This is a genomic window from Nostoc sp. UIC 10890, from assembly GCF_054786515.1.
Genome location: NZ_JBSGKF010000027.1, coordinates 1 through 11,197, shown reverse-complemented (window position 1 = coordinate 11,197; position 11,197 = coordinate 1). Strand labels below are relative to the sequence as shown.

Genomic DNA, 11,197 nt, shown 5'->3' with positions numbered 1-11,197 from the left:
TAGGCAATCATCAAAGAGCCATTACTAAATTTCATAATCTCGTAGCAGAAAAAAAAGGCAAGGGCTACCGTGAAAGTCAGCCAGAGATTGATGCTAGCCGTAGTGTTGCAGACATTAGACGAGCTATTCAATTATTGAATATTATCCGTCCGGCTGTTGCTCTCCAGAATTTTGGTGATACCTACATATCTGCTCTTAATGAATATCTGAAAATTGTCCCAACACCTTTGGGGATGCAGATAAATTATCACAGAGTTTACCGCACAGTAGCAGATATTGACTATCAACAAGAATTACTCAATTCTCTGCTAGCGACACCTGCACCAATTGCTGCTGCGGTGGCTGTTGGTCATGCTCCTGAAGCAACAGCAGAAACCGCAGTTGTCAGTCTTAAGACTATCAGTAAGAACTTCTGGCGACATTTATAAGGTTCAGGAGCGTGACTGGCAAAAAGCTAGCCATGCTCTTTTTTTTTTAGGGGATGGATTAAAAGTACTTTCCATCCCTAACTTTTCTCTCACAAAACTCAGCTAACTACGCCATTTGCCTAGACATTAACTGGGCAAATAGCCCCTCAACAGCAGCTAACTCTTGAAAAGTCCCTTGTTGTACAACCCGACCTGCCTGGAGTACATAAATGCGGTGAGCGTTGCGGATAGTGCTTAGTCGGTGAGCGATCGCAATTCTGGTAACTTGTAATTTATCTAAACTTTCACTGACAATCGCCTGCGTTCTATTATCGAGCGCACTGGTAGCCTCATCGAATAACAAAATACGGGGTTTTAATGCCAGAGCGCGAGCAATTAACAACCGTTGTCGTTGTCCTCCAGAAAGATTACCGCCTCCTTCACTCACGACAGTATGCATTTGCATTGGCATGGCGGTGATATCCTCAGCGAATCCCGCCATTCGCGCCGCCTCCCAAGCTTCATCTAAAGTAATCTGAGCGCCGCCTGCAATATTCTCGAAAATTGAAGCTGAACTCAGCTGACCATTTTGTAAAACAACGCCCAACTGTCGGCGTACCGCATCTATATCTAAACCAGATAAGTCTTGACCATCATAGTAAATGCTACCTGCTTGTGGAGTTTCAAATCCCAGTAGTAATCGGAGAATAGTTGATTTCCCGCTACCAGAACTACCAATTAAAGCAATAAACTCCCCAGGTGCAGCAGAGATACTCACATCATCCAACGTTAGCGGGCCATCACTGCGGTAGCGGAAAGTAATATGTTCTAAAGTAATATTACCAATCAGCTTGCCCGGATCGGCTTTGCACAGATCCACTTCTGGTATAGTCGAGAGAATAGGCTGGGTGCGTTGCCACTGGGGGATAACTTGCAAGATTTCTGTAACCGTATTACTTAAGTCTGTGGTTCCCTTAGTGAAGTTACTAAAAGCTGTATTGAAAGCAAGGAAAGTTCCAAGGGATATTTCAATAGCGCCTGAAGTTTGAGGATTTTCAAGTAGCCTAATAGTAAACCAGAAAAGCACACCATTCGTTAATATGGGCATTACTGTATTAAAAAGCGCAACAGTATCTTCAACCCGTTGTGTACTAAGTTCTAGCTTAATTTGTTGAGTGTAGTTTTTACTCCAAGCTGCAAATGCACGTTCCTCTGCCCCAGCAATATGTAGCTTAGAAATACCATTAATTAGCTGCACTGTTTGTCCAAAAATACTGCCCCGTAGTTCCAAAAGCGGACGCACCTTAGATAGCAAGAGTAAACCAGAGACTGTAGTGAAAGCGATCGCAACTATGGCAAAGGCAACTGCAATCAAAGCTAATTGGTAGTTGTAATAAAATAACTGTCCTAAGTAAAACAGCGCGAACAAGCTAGTAAGGAGATTGATTAAGGTTCTCCCACTGATTCGCCGACTGATCGTACTCACAGATGATACACGGGAGAAGATGTCTCCGGTTGTGTACTGTCGGAAAAACGATACTGGTAAGGAGAGCAGACGATCCCAGACACCAGCTTGAGTGGCGGCATCTCCACCTGTTTCAATTCGCAGCAGAGCAAATCCCTGAGTTAGCCCAAATAGACCTGTCCCCAACGCTGCAACAAGTAGCCCCAATCCTATTTGTAGCAATAATCCTTTGTCGCTATCAGGAATTGCGTTATCTATGATAATCGACGTGGCATAAGGTGTAAGCATCCCTAGTAATGTGACGGCAATACCCGTAAACAAAATTACTAGCAGATCCTGCTTACGTCCTTTAAGTGTGAACCGCAGTATATCAATAGCTTGCAGTACTTTATCAGGTAGAGAGCGATAAAACATATAGGCAACAGGGGCCAGTGTTGCAGCTATACGCTCATCCACTCGAAAGCGGGTATGCTCAACTGGATCAAAAATTTCATAACGAGTTGCACTAATTGGTAGCAGTGCTACTGGTCGATTATCTTGCTGGGTATAGGCAACTATTGGTCCAGAATCCTTTTCCCACCAGTTATCTCGCAATAGTACCTGCCGCATTCGGATGCGTGAAGCCCGGACAATTGCTTCTAAGGGTTCCTTAATTAGCTTGAGGTTTTCGGAGCGAGACGGAGGACGAATCTCTACACCCATAGCTCTCCCTACGGCTCCAGCAGCAACTAACAAAGGAGTACCTTCTAAGAAAAAGTCTCCATCTTGGGAACTTAACGTTGATGCTAAAGAGCCTATAGCCTGTGCTGTAACTTGACGATTCAGGCGTTGGCGATCGCGCAATCGTGTCATCTCTGCCTGTACTTCTCGCTCATCTAACAGGTTAAGGCATTGTAGCAATTGAGTGTGCAGTTGAGATAACCCAGTCAAAAGGATATCTGAATTTTGGAATTCGCTAGTAGTCTTAGTAGTAAGTTGCACTCCTTCCACTGCTTCTAACCACATTTTGTCAGTCAGGGGGAATGCTGTAGTGGATGTAGTTAAAATTAATTCCTCAAACCCCAGAAAGCGGACAGTCCCTTGAGTCAGTTGAACCCAACAGGTGACACTTGTTTTTGGCTGAAAAGTTTGACCATTGTTTAGGGAAAATCGTGATTGTCCCTCAGCTTTTACATGAATTGCTGGCATGGTAATTTGCGACAATACACTACCGATTTGTAACAACCAATTTTCTATCCAGGCGATCGCCTTACCATCTCCACTGGCTATTAACTCGCAGTAACATTCCTTATGTATTTGCAGTAATTCAGTCTCACCAATTGGAACTGCCAAAATCTGACGATGCTGATTAGCAGATTTAGCAGCAGTTTCGAAAAGTGCTTCACCTTGGCTAATACTGCACAGATAACGACGCATCCCTTCAATGACATTATCTTTAACTGTGACGGCAAACAAAGCCATAGAGCCAGACTGAATTACCCACACCCGTGAAGGGTCATCCAGTAGAATCGGTTCATTGCCATTAACTATATAAACTTGCCCCTGTATTAGCATTTTAGATTTTAGGTTTAGATTTTTAAATGTTTTATGGTAATTTACTGCTCACCGTCTCTACCCTTGGGTGCCCAGCAAGCGCGAATATGCACCATCCACTTGCCATAATTCTTTGTGAGTGCCAAGTTGTACTACCTTTCCGCGTTCGAGGACGATGATTTGATCGCAGTCGCGGATGGTGCTTAATCGATGAGCGACAATTATACAGGTGCATCCTCGGCGGCGGAGATTCTGGTCAATAATTTGTTCTGTTTCTGCATCTAGGGCGCTGGTGGCTTCATCCATGATCAGGATTGAAGGATTATTCACTAAAGCACGAGCAATTTCTAAGCGTTGTCGTTGTCCGCCACTTAAATTAGCAGCACCTTCTATGAGTTCGGCATCTAATCCACCGGACATAGAGAGAATTACATCTGCGATCGCTGCATCAAGACAAGCCCGCATCAAGCTTTTATCTGGTACAGTAGTATCCCACAGAGTCAAATTATCTCTAACCGTGCCGCCAAACAACAAAATTTCCTGCTCCACCATTGCAACAGAATTTGTAAACAGTTGTTGGGGAATTTGCTCTCTAGGTTTACCATCAAAGTAAACTTCTCCCGCCCAAGGTTGATAAAGTCCGCTTACAAGTTTGGCAACGGTAGACTTCCCAGAACCACTTCCACCTACCAAAGCTACTCGTTGTCCCGGTTTAATTGACAGGTTAAAGTTTTCAATTAATGGCGGTTCTAAACGGCTATAGCCAAACGTAATATTCTGCAACTCCACATATCCCTGCAATTTGGGAACAAGATAAGCGGATGAAGAATTTACTCCCCCTGCTCCCCCTGCCTCTCCTACCTTCCCAATCGGATTATCCAGCACATCATCAAGGCGAATCAAATTACCCTCCAGTTCTTGAAGAGTTGTACCAAAGTTGACCAAATTGTTTACAGGCTGCTGAAAGTTAAGCATCAAACCTTGAAAGGCTATAAGCATTCCGATGCTAAGATGTCCATCCATAACCCTTAATCCACCCACAACCAACAACAACATCGAAGAAAGGGCGGATAAAAGCGTGGGTAATACTGAGAATGTCTGATTTGTCACCCCCAATTCCTGCTGGGAATTAAGAGCCTTAGTATAATAACCTGACCACCGGGAAAAGAAATCTGACTCTAACCCTGATGCTTTGACTGTTTCTATGCTTTGAAGTGCGGCAATAGATACACCAGCAGCTTTTCCATATTCTTGAATCAATCGTTGATTCGCGTCTACACGTTGACGAGAAATTAGTTGCAAAGTTAAGACATTCACGGCAGCAAAGCTAACTACAATTAAGGTCAGTACCCAGTCATATTGCACCATGACCAGGGCATAAAAAAACACCATAAATGTATCGATGATTGTAGTTGCTAATCGTCCCGCCAGAATATCAGCTACTTGGTCATTGAGAGTAGTACGATTACTGATTTCTCCGCTAAATCGTTGAGCGTAAAAGCTAACAGGTAAGCGGAGGATATGCCACAGGAAGCGGCTGGACATACCCACAGCTAATTTGATTTTCAAGCGGCGCAGGTAGCGTAACCGTAGTAAAGTTAGCGATCCTTGAAGTATAGCAGCGATCGCCATGCCCACAAGCAAAGGACGCAACCATAATTGCCGTCCCTCTATCAAGATGTCATCTACAAACACTTGGCTAAACACTGGTATTACCAGCCCAACTACAGTTAAGAAAAATCCCGCGACTATGCAGTAAATTAAGGCATCCCCAGCGCCTCGTAATCTTTTGGACAGCGACAAAATCATGCTGGGTTTACGACCACCTTTGACAAACTCCGCGCCTGGTTCCATTACCAGCACCACTCCCGTATACCCCTCGTCAAATTCCTGTAAAGATACATGACGGGGGCCTGTACCGGGGTCATTGAGAAAAACTCGCTGTTTATTCCATCCCTCTACGACAACAAAGTGGTTGAAGTTCCAAAAGATAATGTAAGGTGGTCGCAGTTCCCACAATTGCTTAAGTTCTTTTTTAAAGCCTTTAGCTTCGAGTCCATAGTTTCTTGCAGCCTTGACCATATTAGATGCCTTGCTGCCATCGCGGGAAACTCCGCAATCTTGGCGCAATTGTGGTAAAGGCACAATTCGACCGTAGTAACCGAGAATAATTCCCAAAGCAGCAGCCCCACATTCCACAGCTTCCATCTGTAGAAGAGTGGGTGTTTTTACCCGTGTGCTTCTGCTTGGCAGTAATTTTTGTAAGTACCGCCAAGGATTAATCGGTGTTACTAAGGTAGATTTAGTAGATACCACTAACAGACCTCAAGATAGGTAAAACAAAGGTTATGGGAGCGCGTTCTTCTACCTTGACTCGTGCAACAGTGGTAGTCCCAGAAGAAACAGTCAGCTTTGGCCCTGTAGAAGAAGACCATTTATAGCCGCTTGGGGTGTTGGAATCTATCTCTAAGTCAGAGAATACTTGTATCAAACCTTCTTTTTGTTGAGAGACTAGACCTTCCACCACCTCTGCATTACCCACCTCCGATGCAGCTGCTTCTTTTGTAATCGGAAAGCGCGAGATATTAGTAACATTTGCAACGATACCGCCAAATCGTTCCCGCTTGACAGTTTGGGGGGTAATTTGGATTTTCATCCCTGGTTTAATTTTCTTGCCTTCTGCTACAGGGAAATAAGTAACACCAACTAACTTGCTTTTGGGTTTCTCTGCCTCGATAGTTGCCAAGCGTGTACCAGCTTCAACAACTTGCCCTGGTGTCTGCGTGATTTCTAAAATCCGTCCGCTATATTGGCTAATGATTTGACTGTTGCCACCTAATTGCACTTCTAATTGGGCAATTTCCCGCTTAACTTCTTGAATTTCTTTTTTTCGGGTGGTGACACTTTCTAGGTCTTGTTGAGCTACAGAAGCTTGTTTGCTATCTAATTCTTTTAGTTGAGCTTGCAGGTCAGAAATGGTACTCAAGTTTTCACGGTAATCTTTTTCTGTTTGAGTCGTTTTTACATCCAGTTCTTTCAACTGATTTTGAATGTCAGAGATTTTTTCCAGGTTTTGCAAATATTCTTGTTCAGCCGTGAGAGCTTCATCACCAGAAATCGCACCTTCTTTTTTGAATTGTCTGCGAATTTCCATTCTTTGGAGGAAAACAGGGTTCAAGGCTTGGGCTTGCAAAAGACGTTGCTGTAAACCTTGACGTTGCTGCTCAATTGAGGTGTTGCCCTTGGTTTTTAAAAGAGGCGTGATGGCTCGTAGTTCCAGTATACGTTGTTGGAGGTATTGGCTTTGTTGGGATTGCGATCGCTTTTCTTGTTCTAGCCTTTGTCCTTGCAATGAACCAACCGCTTCATCTTGTGACTCTAGTTGCGTGAGTTTTGCTTGCTGCTGTTGCAGTTGTTTGCGGAGTTCCGCTTGGTCAATTGTTGCTAGTACTTGCCCCTTTTTGATGACATCCCCAACTTTAATATTGAGAGCCATTAATTGCCCAGCACTTTTTGATTGCAGGGGTACAACATTGCTGGGGTAAATTAGTACACCCTGACCCTCGACGGTAATGGGGATGCGACCGTAAATGCTCCAGATAACAGCTACTCCGACGATAGAACCCAATGCGACAAGAGGTAGCCAGCTTCTAGGGCTGACTACCTGCATAAGTTGGTCTAGTCTTTCAGGAGAAGATAATCGCTCTAGGGATTCTTTACGGAATATACTGCGTTTCTGGTTTAACATTCACTTTAGGTCAGTCTCGGATAGATTTTGGTAATTAAAAATCTTTTGTAAAAGAACATTTAAAAGTGAGCTTAGAAGAACCAACTCACAATAGTAAATCGTTCGCCAGAGGTAACAGTTTGAACTTGGTGACGAATATCGGAGCGAAAAGCAATTAGCAATCCAGTTTCGCCACTGAAAGAAAAGCCGGCCTTCTTTAAAGAAGTATCGCTAACTATATCATAGGCATAGAATTTTAAATAACCTCCACTATAAGAATCTATTTCATACTCGCTAGTCGCGCTATTTAAAAAAATAACTACAGATATCTGACGTGCTTTTACGTACTCTGGTTTATCTGGATCATCACTCCTATCACTATGAAATATAAAAAAATCTCCCTGTTTATATGCTAAAAACTGAGGTTCTTGACAATCTGTAAGCGATAGGTTGAAATGCTCCTCTAGCATTGGTTTAATAGCCAGTAAGCGATATTTTATAAATGAGATAGTTGATGCAGAAACTTGTACGACCTTATTTCGACGAATGTTGTCCTTAATTATTTCCTCTTTTCCAGATGTTACCATCGCTGGAATATTAGAACCTAAAGACATTTCCGAGCGACTTTTTGCACATAAATCATCATCTAAAAAACCTCTAGCGATAAAAAACCCAAGCTTAGATAAATGATCAGTATTCAGCATATTTATACTATTTTTATGAGATATCACATAAGCTTTGGCAGATAAAAAGCCTCTGATGTAATGTTTTTAGTAGTTATAAAGCGGCACACTTTGCATAGAAATTGTATGCTGTTAAAAACTACACAATCGACCTGTACTTATTGGGTGCATCTGTGTCCTCTGCTACCGCAGTTTTTGGACACATAACGCACAAGGTTCCAAAATAATTTAGTGTAGGAATCAGTTATTGATTGACATAGCATACTACTCATTCAGATCGCTGTTGCTTTAGGTTAGATTAACAAGGGGACACGCGAGTGTCTCTGCGTCAAGTGTTTCAACTCCACGAACCCAGGGAGCAAGACGACCTGGTATTAGCTTTAGCATTCCATCCGGTTGTAAAGAAGCAATCTTATTTCGTTCATCGTAAAGAGCTACTGTACACTTTGCTACGTCACCATTTGAGCGAATTACCAAAGAGTTTGGTCGTGAGGCATAACAGATATGTGGCTGTGAAAATAAACCTTGTGATGATGGTGTATCTTCACCAATTAGCTTGAATTTTAGTAATTGAATTGCCTCTTCTTTTTCTGCTTCAGATAAGATTTTTATGGATTCATCATTAGAACCACCTAAACGCTCAATAGCCTTAAATAACACAGAAAATCTAGAGTCATGAATAAATTCTCTTCTGATATCCTCAATTAACGGATCAAGCAGTTTAAGAGTATCGACAGTAAAGTGAATACGAAGCAGAATAGAAACTGGTAATGAGCTATCACGGATTGCTAGTAAGTTATCCCAAATTTTGTCATAAGTGCCGCTACCATCCGCACGAATTCGGCTTTTGTTATGTACTTCGCGGGGTCCATCAAGAGATATTTGATAAGAGCGAACTCCTACATTTGCTAGGGCTGCGGTTGTATTGTAATCTAGAAAATATGCATTTGTTGTCATATCCCCTTCATAACGTAACTTTGGATACTTACGGACTAGTGCCATAACATATTCAGAAATTTCAAACACAATATCTTTAGCAGTTAAAGGTTCTCCACCAAACCATGATATTTGTAAATGTTCCAAATCACTACAGCGTCTATCAATTAATGATTTAATTCCCATAATTGTTTCTTGTTTCATGCGTCCTACAGCGAAATCTTCATAACAGTATGTACAACGAAAGTTACAATTTTCTGTTGGCATGATTATCAGATTTAAATAACGGTTTGATATCAGTCCAACCCGGCGCAGATTGTCAGAATCAGTTTTGGTGAATTGAGAAATTACCGCAGTCATTGAATTATCCTTATTAATGTGTGAAAAAATTACTGAATATAAGAGTCGCAGACTCATAGCAATAAAAGATTACTAACAGGCAGAAAGTTTAACAGAATTTAGCTTTCTGGCTGTTAGCAGCAATCCTAAAAACTAAGATTTATAACAATCTTAGTTTGTTTTTGATGCAATATCTGAGGATTTATTTTTTCTAAGAAAACCGTATTTTTGAGGTTGCAGAAATTATTTTAGTTGCTATGAGCATGACTGATTTATTTCTTTATAGCGGTTCCCGACCTAGTGAGGTACGTTTTTAAAGCTACTAACCTTGGTAAACAAGATTTGGGTGTACCTCAGTTGCTTATAAAACGATAGATTGCTCCAGTTTAGGTTCCTTGCCCCCACCCCCACATCCTGCAACAAGGTTACAGCCCGGATTAGTGGTGCTGGGACAAATAAGATCAATATTTGTTCCTCCAGATACTGCCTCTAATTCTTCCAGGCTTAATTCCTCGGTCATCTTTGCTAACTCGATACTATTAATTACTACTTTTCCTGTTTCATCGATATTTACAAGGTCTTTTGCTTGTTTAGGTTGGATATCTTCATTTGTATTTGACATAATCTACTCCTTATTTGTTAGGTAAGCTGAGATTTCTCAGAGTTATAACACTCAAACAATTATCTACACCAAATAACGAACAAACTTAATTTGATAGTCAATAAATAATACATTTTTCAACCACACAAATGAAGTAATTTCGCGGATGCGAATGACAAGCTTGTTTTTCAGTGAGTGACTAACTTTTAAATCCTGTTATGATAATAAACGGTAAAGCTAATAAAAAAAATGCACAATTTTTAGATAAGACTATGATTTTTCCCTATAATTTTACTATCTAATAATGTGATGTGCTCTCTATTCAGAAATTCAAATTCCTTTTAACCGTCCTAACATCCAATCGAATCTTTTCCCTGCGATCGCAACACCATCTAAAACGCTATCATTCAACTCATCGTCATATTCTGCACTTTCAGCCAATGATAAGCCTTGGCTATAAACCCGCCTACCATAACCAAGCTGACTCAGCGTTCCTTGCAATCTCTGGGAAAGCAAAGTAGCGATCGCACGATAAAAACGAGATGCAAATCCGAAATCTTGTTGTAACTTTACTGCCATTTCCTGTCGGAGAACTGACAAAACAATCGAGTCTTCAATGGTCTTAACGGTTGCAGAAGGCAGACGACCATCAATAAAGGGTGTTTCACCGACAATTTCGCCTTTGGATAATCTTGCTATTTCTCTACCAGAAATTTCATGACCCTCGATCGCAGCAAAAGCACGTGCTAAAGGATTACGTTCATCTTCAGTAATAGACAGAGACATTATGCCATCTAAAAGAATATATACTGCATCCACAGTCCCTCTTTCACGGATGAGTGTAGTATTAACAGGAATTTTCTGCACAGTGCCATAAGCCATCATCCAATCGATGTCACTATCATGTAATTCTCCCAAAATAAATAACACATCTCTGAGTGGTTGACCTTGCGCCAAGTTGCTACGACCAAGTTGATTAATGGTACTTTGAATTCTCTCTGAAAGCATAATGGCGATCGCCCGATAAAAGCGTGAAGCAAAACCAACGTCTTGCTGCAACTTTGCTGCCAATTTCTGTTGAGGAATTGACATCACTAGCGATTTTTGTAGAGCTTTAATAGTTGTAGCAGTTGGGCGATTACCTCTCAATGGTAGTTCTCCCACTACTTCCCCACTGAATAATCTTATAATTTCCCGACCTGAGATTTCACCACCTTCGATTGCTGCAAAAGCACGATTCAAAGGGCTGTTGTCTGGTTGAGAAACGCTAACTGTTAAAATTCCATCCAGTAATATATGTAGAGAATCGGCAGTTTTTCCTTCTTGGATAAGTAAATTTCCAGCAGTAATTTCTCTTTGATGACCTGTAGCAATCATCCAATCAATATCACTATTAGTTAATTCTTTAAGTAAAACTTCCGTCATAAATCAATTTTCCTATGTCTTACTAATGGTGATTGTCAAAAATGTAGATACAGAGGCGCTTGTCACAAATTATTACAAAGA

At 41.4% G+C, this 11,197-nt stretch carries 8 protein-coding genes; 1 reads left to right on the top strand and 7 read right to left on the bottom strand.

Annotated elements, in window-relative coordinates; genetic code table 11:
- Positions 1 to 428, top strand: a 428-nt coding sequence (locus ACWATR_RS37565; RefSeq protein WP_460344706.1) for a WGR domain-containing protein, incomplete at its 5' end; no start/stop codon positions are given.
- A gap of 106 nt (positions 429 to 534) precedes the next feature.
- On the opposite strand, the gene ACWATR_RS37560 is transcribed toward ACWATR_RS37565, so the two are convergent.
- From ACWATR_RS37560 to ACWATR_RS37530, 7 genes are all read right to left on the bottom strand, one after another.
- Complete coding sequence (locus ACWATR_RS37560; RefSeq protein ID WP_460344703.1) at positions 535 to 3,426, bottom strand: NHLP bacteriocin export ABC transporter permease/ATPase subunit; 2,892 nt, start codon at positions 3,424 to 3,426, stop codon at positions 535 to 537.
- 57 nt (positions 3,427 to 3,483) lie between these two features.
- Positions 3,484 to 5,721 carry an NHLP family bacteriocin export ABC transporter peptidase/permease/ATPase subunit gene (locus ACWATR_RS37555; protein ID WP_460344700.1) on the bottom strand — a complete coding sequence of 746 codons (2,238 nt, stop codon included), beginning with the start codon at positions 5,719 to 5,721 and terminating at the stop codon, positions 3,484 to 3,486.
- Positions 5,708 to 7,153, bottom strand: coding sequence for an NHLP bacteriocin system secretion protein (locus tag ACWATR_RS37550; protein ID WP_460344697.1), 1,446 nt, complete (start codon positions 7,151 to 7,153; stop codon positions 5,708 to 5,710). The genes ACWATR_RS37555 and ACWATR_RS37550 overlap by 14 nt, the downstream gene beginning before the upstream one ends.
- Before the next feature lie 71 nt (positions 7,154 to 7,224).
- Positions 7,225 to 7,836 carry a 2OG-Fe(II) oxygenase gene (locus ACWATR_RS37545; protein ID WP_460344694.1) on the bottom strand — a complete coding sequence of 204 codons (612 nt, stop codon included), beginning with the start codon at positions 7,834 to 7,836 and terminating at the stop codon, positions 7,225 to 7,227.
- A 267-nt stretch (positions 7,837 to 8,103) separates the two neighbouring features.
- Complete coding sequence (locus ACWATR_RS37540; protein ID WP_460344691.1) at positions 8,104 to 9,111, bottom strand: radical SAM protein; 1,008 nt, start codon at positions 9,109 to 9,111, stop codon at positions 8,104 to 8,106.
- 340 nt (positions 9,112 to 9,451) lie between these two features.
- Positions 9,452 to 9,712 (bottom strand): hypothetical protein, encoded by a 261-nt coding sequence (locus ACWATR_RS37535; RefSeq protein ID WP_460344688.1) that lies wholly within the window; start codon positions 9,710 to 9,712, stop codon positions 9,452 to 9,454.
- Between the two features lie 309 nt (positions 9,713 to 10,021).
- Positions 10,022 to 11,116 (bottom strand): cyclic nucleotide-binding domain-containing protein, encoded by a 1,095-nt coding sequence (locus ACWATR_RS37530; protein ID WP_460344682.1) that lies wholly within the window; start codon positions 11,114 to 11,116, stop codon positions 10,022 to 10,024.
- Between the last annotated feature and the right edge of the window lie 81 nt (positions 11,117 to 11,197).